Source organism: Roseovarius sp. MS2, assembly GCF_051447875.1.
Lineage (GTDB): Bacteria > Pseudomonadota > Alphaproteobacteria > Rhodobacterales > Rhodobacteraceae > Roseovarius > Roseovarius mucosus_A.
In genome coordinates this window covers 203,876-222,768 of record NZ_JBKHVF010000001.1, presented here as the reverse complement: position 1 = coordinate 222,768, position 18,893 = coordinate 203,876, and the positions used below count along the sequence as shown (strand labels likewise).

Sequence of the window (18,893 nt, the reverse complement as noted above, 5' to 3'; positions counted from 1 at the left end):
CGGTCGCAAGGGGCGGCCAATCGAAAGGTCAGACCTGACATGGACATTATCCTGCATCTGGGCGCGCATCGCACCGCCTCAACCTCGTTTCAACACTATATGCGCGCCAACGCGCGTACTTTGGCAGCGCAAGGCCTGTGCTATTGGGGCCCAGAGGTGACACGGGACGGTGTGTTGAGTGGGGTCATCCCGGCATCGGGCCTTGCCACTGCCACCCAACAGTTGGACCGCGCGCGTGGGCGTATCGCGCTTCGACTTGAAGAGGCGCGCACGCAGGGCATGACCCGTGTGTTGATCAGCGATGAGAACATGATCGGCTCAACCCGGCGTAACCTGCGGCACGCGCGGCTCTATCCCGGCATTGGCGAGCGTGTGGCGCGGTTCGCCCATGCTTTTGACGGGCGGATCACGCGTGTGGCGCTGTCCGTGCGCGGACAGGATAGTTGGTGGGCGTCGTCGCTGGCCTATGGCGTGGCGCGGGGGCACGGTGTGCCGGGGGTCGATGACCTTGACCGGCTGGTGACGGTCAACCGGCATTGGCGCGAGGTGATCACTGATCTGGCCTGTGCGCTGCCCGGTGTCGACCTCGTGATCCTTCCGCATGAAGTACATGCCGGACGCCCCGAGGGGCGGATGCGCGCGATAACCGGGCTTGCAGAGGTGCCGGTCAAGGCGGCGCGGCTCTGGCTCAACCGCGCGCCGGATCTGGCGGCGTTACGCCGTGCTGTGGCCGCGCGTGGCGGCGATTTGACACAATTGCCCGAGGGCGAAGGGCGTTGGCAGCCCTTTGACCGGGCGCAGCGTTTGGCCCTGCAAGAGGCCTATGCCGACGATCTGTTCTGGCTTTCTGCCGGGGCAGATGGGGTGGCGCGACTATCAGAAGAAACCGGATCAGATGAGGCGGGGAAACACCTGCCCTCTGGCCAGATTGGAAGAGGACATCGGAATGGCGACGAAGAAAGACGATTGGCGTAAACTCGCGGCGGCTGAGCTGCGGGGGCGCGCACCCGAAGACTTGACGTGGAACACGCTCGAGGGGATAGCGGTTCAACCGCTTTATACCGCAGAGGATGTGGCGGAGCTGCCGCATATGGGGAGCATCCCCGGGAAAGCGCCCTTTACGCGCGGCGTCAAGGCCACGATGTACGCAGGCCGCCCCTGGACGATCCGGCAATATGCCGGGTTTTCAACGGCCGAGGAATCGAACGCCTTTTACCGCCGCAACCTTGCAGCCGGACAGCAGGGGGTCTCGGTCGCCTTCGATCTGGCCACGCATCGCGGCTATGATAGCGACCATCCCCGCGTCGAGGGGGATGTCGGCAAGGCAGGTGTGGCGATTGACAGCGTCGAGGATATGAAAATCCTCTTTGATGGCATCCCGCTCGACAAGGTTTCCGTTTCGATGACGATGAACGGCGCTGTGATCCCGGTTTTGGCCAGCTTTATCGTCGCCGGAGAAGAGCAAGGCCATGATCGGGCGCTGCTCTCGGGCACCATTCAGAATGACATTCTCAAGGAATTCATGGTCCGGAACACCTATATCTATCCACCTGCACCCAGCATGCGGATTGTGTCGGATATCATCGGCTATACAGCCCAACACATGCCAAAATTCAACTCGATCTCGATCTCGGGCTATCACATGCAAGAGGCGGGCGCGAACCTTGTGCAGGAATTGGCCTATACGCTGGCCGACGGGCGCGAATACGTGCGTGCAGCCATCGCTGCGGGCATGGATGTAGACAGCTTTGCGCCGCGTCTTTCGTTCTTCTTCGCCATTGGCATGAACTTTTTTATGGAGGTCGCCAAGCTGCGCGCTGCGCGCCTGCTCTGGCACCGGATCATGACCGAATTCGGTGCCAAGGACGAGAAATCCAAGATGCTGCGCACCCATTGCCAGACATCCGGGGTGAGCCTTCAGGAACAAGATCCCTATAACAACGTGGTGCGCACCGCCTACGAGGCGATGAGCGCGGTTCTGGGGGGCACACAGTCGCTGCACACCAATGCGCTGGATGAGGCGATTGCCCTGCCTACAGATTTCAGCGCGCGCATCGCCCGCAATACGCAGTTGATCCTGCAAGAAGAGACTGGCGTCACCAAGGTGGTCGACCCGCTGGCGGGGTCTTACTACGTCGAGAGCCTGACGCATGAGTTGGCCGAAAAGGCCTGGGCCCTGATCGAAGAGGTCGAGGCCATGGGGGGCATGACCAAGGCGGTGGAATCCGGCATGCCAAAGCTCCGCATCGAAGAAACTGCGGCGACCCGGCAGGCCATGATCGACCGGGGTGACGAGGTGATCGTCGGCGTCAACAAGTATCGCAAGGACAAGGAAGACCCGATCGATATTCTGGATATCGACAACGACAAGGTGCGCGAGGCGCAGATCGCCCGGTTGGAGCGTATTCGCGCGCAACGCGATGAGACGGCTTGTCAGGCCGCCCTGAACGAGATGACGCGCCGTGCGCGTGAGGGCGGCAATCTGCTCGACGCAGCGGTTGAGGCAGCGCGCGCGCGCGCCACGGTAGGAGAGATCAGCATGGCACTGGAAAAAGAGTTTGGACGGCATCGCGCCGAGGTCAAGACTTTGGCCGGGGTTTACGGTGCCGCCTATGAGGGCGACGCAGGCTTTGCCGCCATTCAGAAATCCGTCGAGGATTTTGCCGAGGTTGAGGGGCGCCGTCCGCGTATGCTTGTCGTCAAGATGGGGCAAGATGGGCATGACCGCGGTGCCAAGGTGATTGCCACCGCCTTTGCCGATATCGGGTTCGATGTGGATGTGGGCCCGCTCTTTCAGACGCCAGAAGAGGCGGCGCAGGATGCCATTGACAATGACGTACATGTGGTGGGCATCAGCTCTCAGGCGGCGGGGCACAAGACATTGGCACCGAAACTGATCGCGGCGCTTAGGGCGCGGGATGCAGGCGACATTATCGTTATCTGCGGCGGGGTGATCCCCCAACAGGATTACGATTTCCTCAAGAAGGCGGGAGTCAAGGCAATCTTTGGTCCGGGCACCAATATTCCTGAGGCAGCCAAGGATATTCTGCGGCTGATCCGCGAGGCGCGCGGATAACGGCAGGGCGCTGCAACAAACGGCAAGAACAACAACGACCCCGCGCAGACATGCGCGGGGTCAAGTTCTACATAATACCCGGAAAAAAGGTTTCGCCCGGACGCGAGAGCGACCGGGCGACAACACTTTGCAAGCTCTGGAGGGAGGCTTAGCCCAAAACCGAGAGAAGTGCGGAAATGATCCAGTACCACATCACAACGCCGAGACCGACCATGGGGGCAATCCACCATCCACTGGGGAGATGGAGGGGGGTATTGGCGTCTTGCCCAAACCGATGCGTATCGTTCACTGTCATTTGTGGTGCCAACTGTTTCATTTCCGTATCTCCTGGCAGCCTTGGAAGTACAACCACAATCCCATGATCTGACTGAAATAGAAAGCGCGCGAAGGTATTTGCGAGGGGGCGAAAGAGAGGGCTGGTATCCAAAGATATTGGCTTTGAAGGGTTCAGTCATCGCCAAAGAAATCATCCTCTGCGTCTTCGCCGCTTCCCAATTCGCTCATCATCATGGAAAGAGCGCCGCCTGCCAGATCTAGACTGACGAGCTTGGCTGTCTTGGCGGGTTTTGGGGGTGGTGCGGGTTCTGGCTCTGGCTCCGGCATTGGTTCCGGCATCGGTGGGGGCAGAGGTTCGGGTTCGGCTTTGACCGGTGGGACGGGTTTGTGCGGGGCATCGAGAGCCTCTTGCAAGAGGCGCAGGCGCAGGCGCATCGCGAGCGCGCGCTGCACCGGATTGCTGGTTTGGGCGTAGACGTTGTTTGCGAGGGGCAGGCTCTCGGTGGCGGGAAGGATCAGCAGACGCCCCAGCACACGACTAAAGCTTCGGGGCAGGGTGAGCGACTTGCGCATGGCGGGGCGGGCGGCGGTCTCTGACATCGGCGTTCCTTGGTTTCGGGCGGGTTGGCACCAGAATTGCAGGGATGCGGGCAGGGCCGGAGCATCCACGATGCACGTCACCCTGCAAGGACTGGACCAACTGCGCTGACCACCCGGGAAAGGATCTCGCGCCATGACAGATGCGTTCCGCGATCACCTGAGCCTCTTTGCTTCGGCTCTGAACCTGCGCGAGCAGCGTGGCGCGATGCTGGCCTCCAACATCGCCAATGCGGCGACTCCGGGCTTCAAGGCGCGCGACATGGATTTCGAAACGGTGCTGAATGCTGAAACTGGTGGCGGTGCCCTCGCCACCAGCAACGGCCGCCATTTCGCAACCAGTGGTCCAAATGCGGGGCAGGCGGGATACCGCGTTCCGGTCAATCCTTCGCTCGATGGCAATACGGTCGAACTGGCTGTGGAGCAGATGGAATTTGCGGAAAACAGCCTGCGTTACCAAACCAGTCTTACGCTGCTCAACCGGCGGATTTCTGGTTTGAACACGGCGATCAAGGGAGAATAAGCCATGATGATCAAGAATATCTTTGATGTCGCCAGCTCTGCCATGTCGGCGCAGATGGTGCGCTTGAATACGGTGGCCTCCAATATGGCCAATGCGCAGGCGGTGAGCACCACCAAAGAAGAGGCCTATCGCCCGCTGCGCCCGGTGTTCGAGACGATCTATGCCGATCAGACCGGCCAGTCTGGCCTTTCGACCACGCATGTCACCGACGTCGTGCAGCTTGATCGAGAGCCTGTGCGTGCCTACCGCCCCGATCATCCGATGGCCGATGAAGAGGGCTTCGTCTACGAATCCGTCGTCAATCCAGACGAGGAAATGGTCGAGATGGTCGAGGCCAGCCGCCAGTATCAGAATGTTTTGGAAACCGTCTCGACCCTGCGCACGCTGATGGCACGCACGGTCATGATGGGTCAGGGCTAAGGAGCACTGCAATGCCTGAAGTCAATACAGCAACCGGCGCAAGTGCCACGTTCACGGCCGCCGCCGCCGCCAATTCCGCCCCAACACGGACAGGCAATGGCGATCTGGGGCAGCAGGATTTTCTGGCGCTGATGACGGCGCAGTTACAGAACCAAGACCCGTTCGCGCCAATGGAAAATGGCGAATTCCTCGCACAGATGGCGCAATTTTCGACCGTGGCGGGGTTGGACCGGGTGAACACCACCTTAAGCGATATCGGCAGCCAGATCGGGGGCAATCGGATTGCGACCGCTTCGTCGCTCTTGGGGCAACAGGTTTTGGTGCCGGGTTCGCTCGCGCGGCCAGATGCGTCGGGCGGGGTGCACGGTGTGGCAGACCTTCCAGAGGCGGCAAGTGCTGTCACAGTGATCTATTCCAACGCCGAGACGGGCGCGGAACTCCACCGAAAAGATATGGGCGCACAGCCTGCCGGGCTGATGGGCTTTGACTGGGACGGCCTGCCGCCTGAGATCGTCGCTGCGCGCGGTGCGGTGCGGGTGGCGATCGAGGTGGATGGCGACACACCGGCAGAGCCTTTTGTTTATGCCCGGGTTGTGGGGGTGCAGATGCCCGAGGGCGGGCAGGACATGACCCTCAGGGTCGAAGACTATGGGCTGCGTAGCAGTCTCGAGATCACCGATATTCGCTAATCCCAACCAACACCAGACCCTTCAACGACCTGACAGGACCAGATTCATGAGCTTTCACACTGCACTTTCCGGGCTGAACGCCGCGCAGACCGACATTTCGGTGACTTCGAACAATATTGCCAACGTGGGCACCCTCGGGTTTCATGGCAGCCGGGCGGAATTCGCCGATATCTATACCACCAGCCCGTACAGCCGCCCTGCCTCACAGATCGGATCAGGCACCGAAGTCAGCCGGATTGGTGTAGATTTCAAACAGGGGTCTCTGACGGCGACCGGCAATGTGCTGGACTTGTCTTTGCAGGGGCCGGGGTTCTTTCAGGTCCGCACCGGGCCGGATGCGGGGGCCGATGCGGGCTATACCCGTGCCGGTGCCTTTGGCATGAACCGAGAAGGGTTTGTGACCAATGCGGCGGGGCATTTCCTTACGGTCTTCCCGACCTCAGAGAATGGCGACACGCTGTCCACGACACAGACGCAACGCCTGCAGATCCCGCAGCAGTTCGGCACGCCCCAGGCGACCACGGCCGTTGATCTATCGTTCAACCTGTCGCTGAGCAATAATGGTGGTCTGGGCGCGCAGGCGGCCATTCCTGCCGCTGCCTTTGATCCAGCGGATCCAACGACTTATGCTGCGACCACGCAAATCCCGGTGCTGGATGCTGCGGGGCGTGCCGTGCCGGCGCAAGCCTATTTCGTGATGTCCGATGCGCCCGACGCGCTGGATGGCGGGTTGGCCTATACGGTGCAACTGGTGGTCGACGGCGTTATCACCGCCCCCACCAACCCGCTGGCCACATTGTCTTTTGATGCGGGCGGCGCGCAGACCGGCGGTCTTGAGGCGATGAACTTTGATTTTGGGGAGCAGGCGCTGTCGCTTTCTCTTGGTGGCTCGCGGGTGTCTGAGGGCCCGTTTGGCGCGATTGCTGTGTCACAGAACGGCACCCGCCAGCTTGATCTGTCCTCGGTTGATGTGCGTCAGGATGGCACCGTTTGGGCCAGCTATGGTGCCGAGACTTCGGTTGCAGTCGGTCAGGTTGCTGTTGCGAATTTCTCGGATATCCAGGGTCTTGGCAGCATCGGTAGCGCAACTTACCGCGCCTCGCGAGAATCCGGTGACGTCCGTTTGGGTGTGCCGGGGACAAGTGGCTTTGGTGCGATCAGGGCTGGCTCGGTCGAACGCTCGAATGTCGATCTGACTGAGCAATTGGTCAACTTGATCATGGCGCAACGGAACTATCAGGCCTCTGCCAAAGCGCTCGAGACCAACGGAACCTTGGCCGACACGGTTCTGAACATCCGCAGCTAACGCAAGGCACCACCATGGACCGCATGATCTATACCGCGCTCAACGCATTGGGCGTCAATCGCGACAGTCAGGTGGCGCAGGCGCAGAACCTCGCCAACCAGACCGTTCCGGGTTATCGCCGCGACCTGCCCAACGAGGGCGGGGTGCGGTTCCTCGACATGATGGAGGGGTTGACCACTCGTGCCTTTCAGGTCGAGACCGGGCCCGCCGGGTTCTCGCAGGAAACGGGCAGGCTCACCCGCACCGACGAGGAACTGGATGTGGCGATTGCGGATCGGGGTTTTTTCTACGTGATGCCCGAGTCCGGCGATCCGGCGCTCAGCCGTCGTGGCGATCTGCGGCGTGATACGGATGGCACGCTGCGCAATGGTGCGGGCGATGCGATGCTGGGTGCGGATATGGCCCCGCTTCAGGTGCCCGCTTATCGCAATATCCGGATCACGGATATTGGCGAAATCTACATACAGCCGCTTGATGATCCTGAGGGTGATCCGGTCTTGGCCGGTGTGCTGGCCACCGTGATCCCGCCTGAGGATGTTGCGCTGACCAAAGGTGCAGACGGTCAGATCCGAACCGTGGAGGGCGTGTTGCCGCCGCCCAATCAACAGGCGGAGGTGTTGCAGGGCACGCTGGAGAGCAGCAACGTCAACCCGGTCGAGGAACTGCTGTCGACGATGCAGATGCAGCGGAATTTCGAATTGGGTATGCGCATGGTCCTGACTGCGCGCGAACTGGATGAAAGCGGCGCAAGGACAATGCAGGCCCCCGAAGGCTGACGTTGAATTGCGTGCGGGCTTAGCCATCCCCGGCTTGAGCGATCGCTTTGCCTGCAGCCCAACCCGACGACCATGCCCATTGAAAATTGTAACCGCCAAGCCACCCGGTGACATCCACGGCCTCGCCAATCGCATAGAGGCCGGGCATGTGATTGGATTCCATTGATTTTGACGAAATCCCGTTAGTGTCGATGCCGCCCAAGGTGACTTCGGCGGTGCGATAGCCTTCGGTGCCGGTCGGCTTCATCTGCCAGCCGCGCAACGCCCCGGTGATCTCGGCGAGCCGCGCGTCGGAGTGATCTGCGAGATTGCCCGCAAGACCCAAGCTCGCCGCCAGATGCGTCACCAGTTTCGCGGGTAGGTAATGGCCAAGGTCGGTTGTGATATTACGGCGGCCTGTGGTCTGACGCTGCTGGCGGAGCATGTCATAAAGTCTGGCGTTGGGATCGAGATCGAGGGTGATCGCCTGCCCCTCGCGCCAGTAAGAGGAAATTTGCAGGATGGCGGGGCCCGACAGCCCGCGATGCGTAAAAAGCGCCGCCTCATCAAAGCTGACCCCGTCGCAACTGGCCCGCACGGGCAGGGCGGTGCCGGAGAGTGCGGTAAAAGGGGCGTCGGAAAAGGTGAGTGGTACAAGTGCCGGGCGCGTTTCGGTGATCTGGTGGCCGAATTGGCGTGCAATGTCATAGGCCATGCCCGTGGCGCCCATCTTGGGGATAGATTTTCCGCCCGTTGCCAGCACGAGGTTGCGCGCGGAGACAGTCATGCGCCGCCCTTCGCGGTCAAGCGTGGCGTGAAACCGGCTGCCGTCATGGCTGATGTCCGACACATGCGTTGAAAGCCAAAGATCGGCCTCCGATTGACGCAGTTCCTTGACCAGCAGCGTGACGATCTGTGTGGCCTTGTCGTCGCAAAAAAGCTGGCCAAGGGTTTTCTCATGCCAAGCGATGCCGTGACGCGCGATGAGATCAAGAAAATCCCACTGGGTATAGCGCGAGAGGGCGGATTTACAGAAATGCGGGTTGGCCGAGATGAAATTCGCCGGTGTCGTGCCAAGATTGGTGAAGTTGCACCGCCCACCGCCTGAGATACGTATTTTCTCGCCCGGTGCGCGCGCATGGTCGATGATCAGCGTGCTTGGCCCGGCATTAGCCGCGCACATCATGCCGGCGGCCCCGGCCCCAAGGATGAGCGTGTTGCAGTTGTGGCGCATGTGCGTGGCTCTGACGCGAAAAGCCGCCGATTGGCAAGGGGATAGTTCTGGTATTAAGGCGAAAACAGCGCTAGAATATGTGTCAGACCCCGAAAAGGGGCGCAAGATGCATGAGGCGGCAGGCAGATGACAGAAATGGTCTATGGGGCTGTGCCCCTGCGGGACGCAGAGCCCGTCATTCCCAAATGGTGGCGCACGATCGACAAATGGTCGCTGACATGCGTCTTGATCCTGTTCAGTATCGGTATGTTGTTGGGGCTGGCCGCCTCGCCACCGCTTGCGGAAAAGAATGGGCTTGGCGCGTTTTACTACGTGCAGCGTCAGGCGCTCTTCGGAGGCATGGCACTGGCGGTGATGGTTCTGGTGTCGATGATGCGCCCGGAAATGGTGCGGCGCATGGCGGTTCTAGGGTTTCTCGCTGCCTTTGCCGCGCTGATGGCGCTGCCGTTTCTGGGGACAGACTTTGGCAAGGGGGCGGTACGGTGGTATAGCCTCGGTTTTGCGTCGGTGCAGCCGTCGGAGTTTCTCAAGCCCGTTTTCGTGGTCGTGGCCGCTTGGATGATGGCGGCAAGCCAGCAGGTGAATGGGCCGCCGGGTCTGAGTTGGTCGTTTCTTTTGACCCTCGTGATCCTCACCTTTCTGGCGATGCAGCCCGATTTCGGGCAGGCCGCGCTTGTTCTCTTTGGCTGGGGCGTGATGTATTTCGTGGCAGGGGCCCCGGTGACGTTGCTTTTGGGGATGGCAGGGGGCGTGGTGCTCGTGGGCAGTTTCGCCTATGCCAATTCCGAGCATTTCGCGCGCCGGATTGACGGGTTTCTCAGCCCTGAGGTCGACCCGACCACACAGCTTGGCTTTGCCACCAATGCGATCCGCGAAGGCGGTTTCTTTGGCGTGGGCGTGGGGGAAGGGCAGGTCAAATGGAGCCTGCCGGACGCGCATACGGATTTCATCATCGCGGTCGCCGCCGAAGAATACGGGCTGGTTCTGGTGCTCTGCATCATTGCGCTTTATGCCAGTGTCGTGGTGCGCTCGCTTTTGCGCCTGATGCGGGAACGTGATCCCTTCATCCGCCTTGCGGGCACCGGCCTTGTGGTGATGTTCGGGGCACAGGCGATGATCAACATGGGCGTCGCCGTGCGCCTTCTGCCAGCCAAGGGCATGACCCTACCCTTTGTCAGCTATGGCGGTTCGTCGGTGGTGGCGGGCGGGATTGCCGTGGGTATGCTTTTGGCCTTTACCCGAACGCGGCCTCAGGGACAGATCGGGGATATCCTGCGGGGGCGCTCATGACTGCGCGACAGCCGCTGTTGATCATCGCTGCGGGCGGCACGGGTGGACATATGTTTCCCGCGCAGGCCCTGGCCGAGGTGATGCTGCGGCGTGGTTGGCGGGTACGATTGAGCACGGATGCACGCGGTGCGCGCTATGTTGGCGGCTTTCCTCATTCGGTCGAAATTGAGCAGGTGGCAAGCGCCACCTTCGCGCGCGGCGGCCTGCTCAACAAACTGCTGGCACCGTTTCACATCGCGGGCGGCGTGTTGGGGGCAAGCCTGCGGATAATGCAGGACAAACCGGACGTGGTCGTGGGATTTGGCGGCTACCCAAGCATTCCGGCGCTCACGGCGGCGTGGCTGCTGCGCCGTCCGCGTATGGTGCATGAACAAAATGGGGTGCTTGGTCGGGTCAACCGGTTCTTTGCGCGCCGGGTCGATGTTGTTGCCTGTGGCACTTGGCCCACCACCCTGCCTGAGGGCACGCAGGCGGTGCATGTGGGCAATCCGGTGCGGGCCGCGGTGTTGGAGCGGGCGGGCGCGGGCTATATCGCGCCGGGCGATTATCCAATGTCGGTGCTGGTGATTGGTGGCTCACAAGGGGCGCGTATCCTCAGCGATATGGTGCCAGCCGCTGTCGCAGCCCTGCCGGAGGCGATCTTGCGCAATGTCCGGGTCAGCCATCAGGCGCGCGAGGAAGATATGGACCGCGTGGCGCGGTTTTATGCCGGGGCGGGGATTGATGCCGATGTGCAGCCATTTTTCCGCGATGTGCCTCGCCGCATGACCGAGGCACAATTGGTGATCAGCCGGGCGGGCGCGTCGAGCATCGCTGATGTTTCGATCATCGGGCGGCCTGCGATCCTCATTCCTTATGCTGCTGCCGCTGGCGACCATCAGGCCGCCAATGCTCGTGGTCTGGCGGCGGCGGGTGGGGCAATCGTGATCCCCGAAAGCCGCTTGACTGAAACGGTGCTGCGCGAGCAGATCGGTGCTGTACTGGGCGATCCGACCGGCGCGTCGATGATGGCGCAGGCGGCGTTGAGTTGTGGCATGCCGGACGCCCCCCAACATCTGGCCGATATGGTCGAAGACCTTGCGAATAAAGGGCAAAAGCAATGAATGCAGCCACCAAGCTTCCGACTGATATCGGCCCCATCCATTTTGTCGGGATCGGCGGTATCGGGATGTCGGGCATTGCCGAAGTGTTGATCAATCATGGCTACCAGGTTCAGGGGTCTGACCTCAAATCCACGCCGATCACCGTGCGGTTGGCGGGCATGGGGGCTACGGTCTTTGAGGGGCAGCGCGCCGAAAACCTCGAGGGTGCTGCGGTGGTGGTCATCTCATCTGCCATCAAGCCCGGCAATCCTGAATTAGACGAGGCGCGCAAGCGCGGCCTGCCCGTCGTGCGCCGCGCCGAGATGCTGGCCGAACTGATGCGGCTCAAATCCAACATTGCGGTGGCGGGCACCCATGGCAAGACCACGACGACAACGCTGGTTGCAGAGCTTTTGGTCAAGGGCGGAATTGATCCCACGGTCGTCAATGGCGGCATCATCCATGCCTATGGCAGCAATGCGCGTATGGGGCAGGGCGAATGGATGGTGGTCGAGGCCGACGAGAGTGACGGCACCTTTAACCGCCTGCCGGCGACCATCGCCATCGTAACCAATATCGACCCCGAACATATGGAGCATTGGGGCAATATCGAGCGGTTGCGGCAAGGCTTTTACGACTTTGTCAGCAATATTCCTTTTTATGGGCTGGCGGTCTGTTGCACCGATCACCCCGAAGTGCAGGCCCTTGTGGGCCGCATCACCGACCGCCGCGTGAGGACCTATGGGTTCAACGCGCAGGCCGATGTGCGGGCGGTCAATCTGCATTACGAAAAGGGTGTCGCGCATTTCGACGTGGCGCTTCAGGCTGAGGGGCGGATGATCGAAGGCTGCACCCTTCCAATGCCCGGCGATCACAATGTCAGCAACGCGCTGAGCGCGGTTGCAGTGGCGCGGCATCTGGGGATGAAAGGCGATGAAATTCGCACCGCTTTGGCAAGTTTCGGAGGCGTCAACCGGCGCTTTACCCGTGTGGGCGAAGTGAACGGCGTGACCATCATCGACGATTACGGCCATCACCCGGTCGAGATTGCCGCTGTGCTGCGTGCGGCGCGGCAGGCCACGACGGGGCGGGTTATCGCGGTACATCAACCGCATAGGTACACCCGGCTTTCGAGCCTTTTTGATGATTTCTGCGGTTGTTTCAACGAAGCCGATGTGGTGGCCATCGCCGAGGTCTATGCTGCGGGCGAAGACCCCATTCCCGGGGCCAGTCGCGATGATCTGGTGGCGGGGCTGATCCGCCACGGCCACCGCCACGCCCGTGCCATCCGCGACGAAGACGATTTGGAGCGTCTGGTGCGTGAGCAGGCGGGATCGGGGGATATGGTTGTCTGTCTTGGCGCGGGCACGATCAGTGCTTGGGCGAATGGATTGCCAGCACGCCTTGAAGGGTTGGGATGACGCTCTCTTTGGTTCTGGCGTGTTGTTGGGCAGTCGCTGCGAATGTGCTGGCGATGCTGCCTAGCCGCAACAATTACTGGCGGCGGGCCTATGTGCTGATGGCCCTTGGTGTGCCGATCCTTGGCTTTGTCACGTGGCAGAATGGGCCGTGGGTTGGCCTATTTGTCATGGTTGGCGGGATGAGCGTGCTGCGATGGCCGGTGATCTACCTTGGGCGGTGGATGCGGCGGAAACTGGGGTAGGGAATGCGCAGGGCTTTACCTTGGGCGCGGCAAAAGGCAGAAGCGCTGTCATGATGACGATGCCACAGACACGGGGCGCGCTGACGCCCGACCGGCCCTTGGCTGACCTGACCTGGCTGCGTGTGGGCGGGCCTGCGGATTGGTTGTTTCAACCAGCAGATCTTGACGATTTGGTAGGGTTTCTTGCGGGGCTTGACCTCAGCCTGCCGGTGTTTCCCATGGGCGTGGGCAGCAACCTGATTGTGCGCGATGGCGGGGTGCATGCGGTGGTTATCCGGTTGGGGCGCGGGTTCAATGGTATTCGTGTTGAGGGCAGTCGCGTGATAGCCGGGGCTGCTGCCCTTGATGCGCATGTGGCACGGCGGGCGGCCAAGGCGGGCGTTGATCTGACGTTCTTGCGCACCATCCCGGGGAGCATCGGTGGCGCGGTGCGGATGAATGCGGGCTGTTACGGGGCCTATGTGGCAGATCATCTGGTTGAGGCGAAAGCCGTGACACGGGGCGGCGAGGTGGTGACCCTCGCGCATGATGCGCTGCACTTCGCCTATCGGCACAGCGCTGTTCCTGACGGGTGGGTGATCGTAGAGGCAACCTTTGAGGGGGGCTTGGGCGATCCGTCGGCGCTGGAGGCCAAAATGGCCGACCAAATCGCCAAGCGTGACGCCACGCAGCCGACGAAAGAGCGCAGCGCAGGCAGTACTTTTCGCAATCCGGCGGGATTTTCCTCGACCGGGAGGGCGGATGACGTGCATGATCTGAAGGCGTGGAAAGTGATCGACGAGGCGGGATTGCGCGGCACACGGCGCGGTGGGGCGCAGATGAGCGAGATGCATCCCAACTTCCTGATCAACACCGGCGGGGCGTCTGCCGCCGATCTGGAAGGTCTTGGCGAAGAGGTGCGAAAAAAGGTTTTTCAAATGCGTGGAATAGAGTTAGAGTGGGAAATCATGAGGGTCGGCGAACCGGCTCCGGGCGCAAGCCCACAGGCAGACTAACAAAAACAAATCGACAACAGGGCTGGTGAACCAGCCCGGGACATTGAGGCACATGGTGGTTGGTTCGAGCAGAACAACCCCGAAAGTGGCGGTGATCATGGGCGGCCCCTCAGCGGAGAGGGACGTGTCGCTCTCTTCAGGGCGTGAGTGCGCCGTCGCATTGCGGGAAGCAGGGTTTGAGGTGGTTGAGGTGGATGCCGCGGCCGACCTCTGCACATGTTTACAAGCGATAAAGCCGGACGTGGTATTCAATGCCCTGCATGGGCGTTGGGGCGAGGATGGGTGCGTGCAGGGGATGCTGGAATGGTTGCGCCTGCCTTACACCCATTCGGGCGTGCTGTCCTCAGCACTTGCCATGGACAAGGAACGCACCAAGGCGGCCTATCGCGCGGCTGGCCTGCCGGTGGTCGAGAGTGTGCTGGCGCGGCGCGATGAGGTGCGCACGCGCCATGTCATGCCCCCGCCCTATGTGGTGAAACCATGTAACGAGGGCTCTTCCGTCGGCATCTATCTGGTTGAGGCGGGCGCCAACAATCCACCCGCCCTGTCCGATGACATGCCCGAGGTGGTGATGGTCGAGGCCTATGCGCCGGGGCGCGAATTGACCACGACGGTGATGGGCGACCGTGCCCTGACCGTGACGGATATTCTGACTGATGGCTGGTATGACTACGACGCCAAATACAAACCTGGTGGGTCGCGCCATGTGGTGCCCGCTGAAATTCCGCAAGAGATTTTTGATGCCTGTCTGGATTATGCGCTGCGGGCGCATGCGGTGCTGGGGTGTCGCGGGGTCAGCCGCACGGATTTTCGTTGGGACGCGGCGCGTGGGCGTGATGGGTTGATCCTGTTGGAAACCAACACGCAGCCGGGAATGACCCCCACGTCGCTCGTCCCGGAACAGGCACAAGCGGTCGGCATTACCTTTCCCGAGTTGTGTCGCTGGATGGTGGAGGATGCGTCATGCAACCGGTAATTCCGCGCGCTGATCCTGCGCCGTCGCGCATGTCCTACCGTCTTCAGCGCCTGATGCTGACGCCGCTCTATCGGCGTCTGATCCGGTTTGGCTTGCCGATACTGGTGGTGGCGGGGATCGCCGGCGGATATCTCAGCAGCGAGACGCGGCGCACCGCCCTTGTCGAGCAGGTTGCCGAAATCCGCCACCAGATCGAAACCCGCCCCGAGTTCATGGTCAATCTGCTATCGGTCGAGGGCGCGAGCACCAGCGTTCAGGAGGATATCCGCGAGATTTTCCCCTATGACCTGCCCGCGAGCTCGTTTGACCTTGTGCTCGATGATATCCGCGTGATGATCGAAGAGCTGCCGGCGGTCGCGCGCGCCGAAGTACGCATCCGTCAGGGCGGTGTTCTGGTCGCCGAAATCACCGAGCGGGTTCCGGTCGCTCTTTGGAAAACGCGCGACGCGCTCAATGTGATCGACATCGAAGGGCAGGTGATCGGCGTGGTCAAAGCCCGCGCCGAGCGTGCTGACCTGCCGGTGGTGGCGGGCGATGGAGCCCCGGATCAGGTGGCTGAGGCGATTGAACTTCTACGGGCGGCTGTTCCGCTTGGCATGGACCTGCGCGGTCTTGTGCGGATGGGAGAGCGGCGGTGGGATCTGGTGCTGGCGGATGGCAAACGCATCCTGTTGCCCGAAACTGGGGCGGTGCGCGCTTTGGAGCGTGTGATCGTGCTGCACGGGGCGCAGGACATGCTGGGGCGTGATCTGGCCTCGGTCGACATGCGCATTGCCGCACGCCCGACAATCCGCCTAAACGAGAATGCCATGGAAGACTGGTGGACCATAACACAGATGAGTTTGGGGACGAACTGAACCATGATCGAGCTCTACGAATCCCAACGGGCGATGCGCAACATGCGCAAGGCGGCGATGCAGCGGGGGGTGGTCGCTGTCTTGGATGTGGGCACCTCCAAGATAGCCTGCCTTGTATTGCGCTTTGACGGCACCGAGCGGCTGCACGAGGCCGAAGGCATCGGCCGGATGGCGGGACAAGCTGGCTTTCGGGTGATCGGTGCGGCCACGACACGGTCGCGCGGGGTGCGCTTTGGCGAGATCGACGCCATGGCCGAGACCGAGCGCGCCATTCGCACCGCCGTTCAGGCGGCGCAAAAGATGGCCAACATTCGTGTTGATCACGTCATTGCCTGTTTTTCGGGCGCAGGGCCGCGCAGCTATGGGTTGGCGGGGCAGGTCGAGCTTGAGGGCCATACCGTCAGCGAGCAGGACATCAGCCGCGTTCTGAGCGCCTGTGATGTGCCAGATTTCGGCGAGGGGCGTGAGGTGCTGCATGCGCAGCCGGTCAATTTCGCCTTGGATCACCGCAGTGGATTGATTGATCCGCGTGGGCAGATGGGGCAGGTGCTGGCCACCGATATGCATATGCTGACCGTTGATGGTGCGGCGATCCAGAACCTTGCCTATTGTGTCAAGCGCTGCGATCTGGAACTCGCAGGGGTTGCCAGCTCTGCCTATGTGTCGGGCATTGCCGCTTTGGTCGAGGACGAGCAGGAGTTGGGCGCGGCCTGTATTGATCTGGGTGGCGGCACCTCGGGCGTGTCCATTTTCATGAAGAAGCATATGATCTACGCCGACAGTGTGCGGATGGGTGGCGACCACGTCACCAACGACATTTCCATGGGCCTCCAAGTGCCGCAGGCCACCGCCGAGAGAATTAAGACCTTTTATGGCGGAGTGGTTGCCACTGGAATGGACGACCGCGAGATGATCGATATCGGTGGTGATACCGGCGATTACGAGCATGATCGCCGCCGCGTAAGCCGGGCCGAATTGATCGGCATTATGCGCCCTCGGGTCGAGGAAATTCTCGAAGAGGTGCGCGCACGGCTTGATGCGGCCGGGTTCGATCACCTGCCAAGCCAGCAGATCGTGCTGACCGGCGGCGGTAGCCAGATCCCCGGCCTTGACGGGCTGGCCAGCAAGATATTGGGACAGCAGGTGCGGCTTGGGCGGCCTTTGCGGGTGCATGGTCTGCCGCAAGCGGCAACCGGTGCAGGGTTTGCCAGTGCCGTGGGCATGTGTCTCTTTGCGGCCAATCCGCAAGACGAATGGTGGGATTTCGAGATTCCGGTGGATCGCTATCCGGCGCGGTCGCTCAAGCGGGCAATGAAATGGTTTCGGGACAACTGGTGATCGCAAGATATGGCGTAGTCGGCGAAATCCCGCGAAAAAGGCTGGAAATATGACCATATTTAGTGGTCAAAACGTGTTTTTTAGGTGACGATTGGGCTAACCATCGGTAAGAATGGGCGCAATCAGGCGGAAAACAGCCCGCGAATGTGGGCATCAGGACAGGCGGACAAGCTATGACACTCAACCTCACTATGCCCGGACATGACGAGCTGAAGCCCCGTATCACCGTTTTCGGTGTGGGTGGGGCGGGTGGCAACGCCGTGAACAACATGATCGAAAAGCGTCTCGATGGTGTGGATTTCGTGGTGGCCAACACAGATGCGCAGGCCCTGAGCCAGAGCAACGCAGAGAGCCGCATCCAACTGGGTGTGAAGGTGACAGAGGGTCTGGGTGCAGGCGCACGGGCTTCTGTCGGGGCCGCCGCCGCTGAAGAGAGCATCGAGCAGATCGTTGATCATCTGGCTGGCGCGCACATGTGCTTTATCACTGCGGGCATGGGCGGCGGAACCGGAACCGGTGCTGCACCGATCATCGCGCAGGCCGCGCGGGAATTGGGCGTGCTGACGGTGGGTGTTGTCACCAAGCCGTTCCAGTTCGAAGGCGCCAAGCGGATGCGTCAGGCAGAAGAAGGCGTTGAGGCGCTGCAAAAGATGGTCGATACATTGATCATCATCCCCAACCAAAACCTGTTCCGTCTGGCGAACGAAAAGACGACCTTCACCGAAGCGTTCAGCATGGCCGATGACGTGCTCTATCAGGGCGTCAAGGGTGTGACAGACCTGATGGTGCGTCCGGGCCTCATCAACCTCGATTTCGCCGACGTGCGCGCGGTGATGGACGAGATGGGCAAGGCGATGATGGGCACAGGCGAGGATAGCGGCGAAGATCGCGCCATCCAAGCCGCCGAAAAGGCGATTGCCAACCCGCTCTTGGATGAAATCAGCCTGCGGGGCGCCAAGGGTGTGTTGATCAACATCACGGGTGGGCATGACCTCACGCTGTTCGAGTTGGACGAAGCCGCCAACCGTATCCGCGAGGAAGTGGACCCGGATGCCAATATCATCGTGGGCTCGACACTTGATCCGTCTATGGAAGGCTCGATCCGTGTCAGCGTTGTGGCAACGGGCATCGACGTAAGCCAGGTAGCGGCCGATCTGCCAGTACCGCGCCGCTCGATGGCGCAGCCGCTCAAGCAGCATGTCAGCGCCGAGGCTGCCCCGGTGGCCAAGCCCGAGCCTGCACCGGTCGCCGCGCGTGTGGCAGAGCCGGAGCCGTCGCTCTTTGCCGCGATGGAGACGCAGCGCGCAGCCGCCGAAGATCAGATGGAAGATATTTTCGAAGAGGAAATCGCAGAAGACGATCTTCCGCCGCCTGCCTATCAGCCGCGCGTCGAAGAGTTTGCGCGCAACACCTATGACGATGAAGACGAGCTCGAAGCCTACCTTGCGCCGCGTGCACCGGCCCCCGGCACCCCCTCGCCCGAGGCGCTCCAACGGTTGCAGGCGGCTGTCGGTCGTGCCCCGGTACAGCCTCAACAGCGCCGCCCCGAGCCCGAGGCACGGGCCGCAGAAGAGCGTCCGCGCTTTGGCATCAACTCGCTCATAAACCGCATGACCGGCCATTCTGCCGAGCCAGAACGTGCGCAGCCTGTCGCGCGCCCGAGCCGCCAACAGCCAACCATGGGCGGCGCACAGCCCCAGCAGGCCCCGGCGCGTGCCCATGACGAGGACGAGCAGATCGAAATCCCAGCCTTCCTGCGTCGTCAGGCGAACTGATTATCGTTTCAAGCCAAATGAAAAAGCCGCCCATTTGGGCG

General features: G+C 61.6%; 19 protein-coding genes. 16 read left to right on the top strand and 3 right to left on the bottom strand.

The window, feature by feature from the left end; translation table 11 throughout:
- The first annotated feature begins 39 nt into the window (after positions 1–39).
- On the top strand, positions 40–975 hold the full coding sequence (locus tag ACLGGT_RS01175; protein ID WP_437194857.1) for a hypothetical protein: 936 nt from the start codon (positions 40–42) through the stop codon (positions 973–975).
- The gene (gene scpA / locus ACLGGT_RS01170; RefSeq protein ID WP_008280530.1) at positions 947–3,076 is read left to right on the top strand and encodes a methylmalonyl-CoA mutase; all 2,130 of its coding nucleotides are present in this window, start codon (positions 947–949) and stop codon (positions 3,074–3,076) included. Before ACLGGT_RS01175 ends, scpA begins: the two co-directional genes overlap by 29 nt.
- Positions 3,077–3,224: 148 nt before the next feature.
- On the opposite strand, the gene ACLGGT_RS01165 is transcribed toward scpA, so the two are convergent.
- Positions 3,225–3,392: a hypothetical protein gene (locus ACLGGT_RS01165; RefSeq protein WP_157132402.1), complete on the bottom strand. Its 168-nt coding sequence runs from the start codon at positions 3,390–3,392 to the stop codon at positions 3,225–3,227.
- 131 nt (positions 3,393–3,523) lie between these two features.
- Positions 3,524–3,952, bottom strand: a complete 429-nt coding sequence (locus ACLGGT_RS01160; RefSeq protein ID WP_008280528.1) for a hypothetical protein — start codon at positions 3,950–3,952, stop codon at positions 3,524–3,526.
- Between the two features lie 133 nt (positions 3,953–4,085).
- Between ACLGGT_RS01160 and flgB the strand changes: the two genes are divergently transcribed.
- The 5 genes from flgB to ACLGGT_RS01135 are packed head-to-tail and all read left to right on the top strand — an operon-like array spanning position 4,086 to position 7,663.
- A complete protein-coding gene (gene flgB / locus ACLGGT_RS01155) occupies positions 4,086–4,472 on the top strand; it encodes a flagellar basal body rod protein FlgB (RefSeq protein WP_081506647.1) in 387 nt (128 codons plus the stop codon).
- A gap of 3 nt (positions 4,473–4,475) precedes the next feature.
- Positions 4,476–4,892, top strand: a complete 417-nt coding sequence (gene flgC, locus ACLGGT_RS01150; RefSeq protein ID WP_008280526.1) for a flagellar basal body rod protein FlgC — start codon at positions 4,476–4,478, stop codon at positions 4,890–4,892.
- Positions 4,893–4,903: 11 nt separating this feature from the next.
- A complete protein-coding gene (locus ACLGGT_RS01145; protein ID WP_008280525.1) occupies positions 4,904–5,581 on the top strand; it encodes a flagellar hook assembly protein FlgD in 678 nt (225 codons plus the stop codon).
- Between the two features lie 46 nt (positions 5,582–5,627).
- Positions 5,628–6,887, top strand: coding sequence for a flagellar hook protein FlgE (locus ACLGGT_RS01140; protein WP_199861306.1), 1,260 nt, complete (start codon positions 5,628–5,630; stop codon positions 6,885–6,887).
- A 14-nt stretch (positions 6,888–6,901) separates the two neighbouring features.
- Entirely contained in the window at positions 6,902–7,663 is a 762-nt protein-coding gene (locus ACLGGT_RS01135) for a flagellar basal body rod protein FlgF (protein WP_008280523.1), read from the top strand.
- A 19-nt stretch (positions 7,664–7,682) separates the two neighbouring features.
- Here ACLGGT_RS01135 and ACLGGT_RS01130 read toward each other — a convergent pair whose 3' ends face one another.
- Positions 7,683–8,876 carry an NAD(P)/FAD-dependent oxidoreductase gene (locus ACLGGT_RS01130; protein WP_437194856.1) on the bottom strand — a complete coding sequence of 398 codons (1,194 nt, stop codon included), beginning with the start codon at positions 8,874–8,876 and terminating at the stop codon, positions 7,683–7,685.
- A 126-nt stretch (positions 8,877–9,002) separates the two neighbouring features.
- On the opposite strand from ACLGGT_RS01130, the gene ACLGGT_RS01125 reads away from it, so the two are divergent.
- The 9 genes from ACLGGT_RS01125 (at position 9,003) to ftsZ (ending at position 18,852) form a co-directional block, all read left to right on the top strand.
- Positions 9,003–10,166, top strand: a complete 1,164-nt coding sequence (locus ACLGGT_RS01125) for a peptidoglycan glycosyltransferase FtsW (RefSeq protein ID WP_081506644.1) — start codon at positions 9,003–9,005, stop codon at positions 10,164–10,166.
- Entirely contained in the window at positions 10,163–11,269 is a 1,107-nt protein-coding gene (gene murG, locus ACLGGT_RS01120) for an undecaprenyldiphospho-muramoylpentapeptide beta-N-acetylglucosaminyltransferase (protein WP_437194855.1), read from the top strand. The genes ACLGGT_RS01125 and murG overlap by 4 nt, the downstream gene beginning before the upstream one ends.
- Entirely contained in the window at positions 11,266–12,669 is a 1,404-nt protein-coding gene (gene murC / locus ACLGGT_RS01115) for a UDP-N-acetylmuramate--L-alanine ligase (protein WP_437194854.1), read from the top strand. Before murG ends, murC begins: the two co-directional genes overlap by 4 nt.
- Positions 12,666–12,911, top strand: a complete 246-nt coding sequence (locus tag ACLGGT_RS01110; RefSeq protein ID WP_008280518.1) for a DUF2484 family protein — start codon at positions 12,666–12,668, stop codon at positions 12,909–12,911. The genes murC and ACLGGT_RS01110 overlap by 4 nt, the downstream gene beginning before the upstream one ends.
- A 50-nt stretch (positions 12,912–12,961) precedes the next feature.
- On the top strand, positions 12,962–13,906 hold the full coding sequence (gene murB / locus ACLGGT_RS01105; protein ID WP_437194853.1) for a UDP-N-acetylmuramate dehydrogenase: 945 nt from the start codon (positions 12,962–12,964) through the stop codon (positions 13,904–13,906).
- Positions 13,907–13,958: 52 nt separating this feature from the next.
- Positions 13,959–14,882 carry a D-alanine--D-alanine ligase gene (locus ACLGGT_RS01100; RefSeq protein WP_437194852.1) on the top strand — a complete coding sequence of 308 codons (924 nt, stop codon included), beginning with the start codon at positions 13,959–13,961 and terminating at the stop codon, positions 14,880–14,882.
- Positions 14,870–15,739, top strand: a complete 870-nt coding sequence (locus ACLGGT_RS01095; RefSeq protein WP_008280515.1) for a cell division protein FtsQ/DivIB — start codon at positions 14,870–14,872, stop codon at positions 15,737–15,739. The genes ACLGGT_RS01100 and ACLGGT_RS01095 overlap by 13 nt, the downstream gene beginning before the upstream one ends.
- A gap of 3 nt (positions 15,740–15,742) precedes the next feature.
- Entirely contained in the window at positions 15,743–17,077 is a 1,335-nt protein-coding gene (ftsA, locus tag ACLGGT_RS01090; RefSeq protein ID WP_008280514.1) for a cell division protein FtsA, read from the top strand.
- A 173-nt stretch (positions 17,078–17,250) separates the two neighbouring features.
- The gene (gene ftsZ, locus ACLGGT_RS01085; protein ID WP_037297441.1) at positions 17,251–18,852 is read left to right on the top strand and encodes a cell division protein FtsZ; all 1,602 of its coding nucleotides are present in this window, start codon (positions 17,251–17,253) and stop codon (positions 18,850–18,852) included.
- The last annotated feature ends 41 nt before the right edge of the window (positions 18,853–18,893 follow it).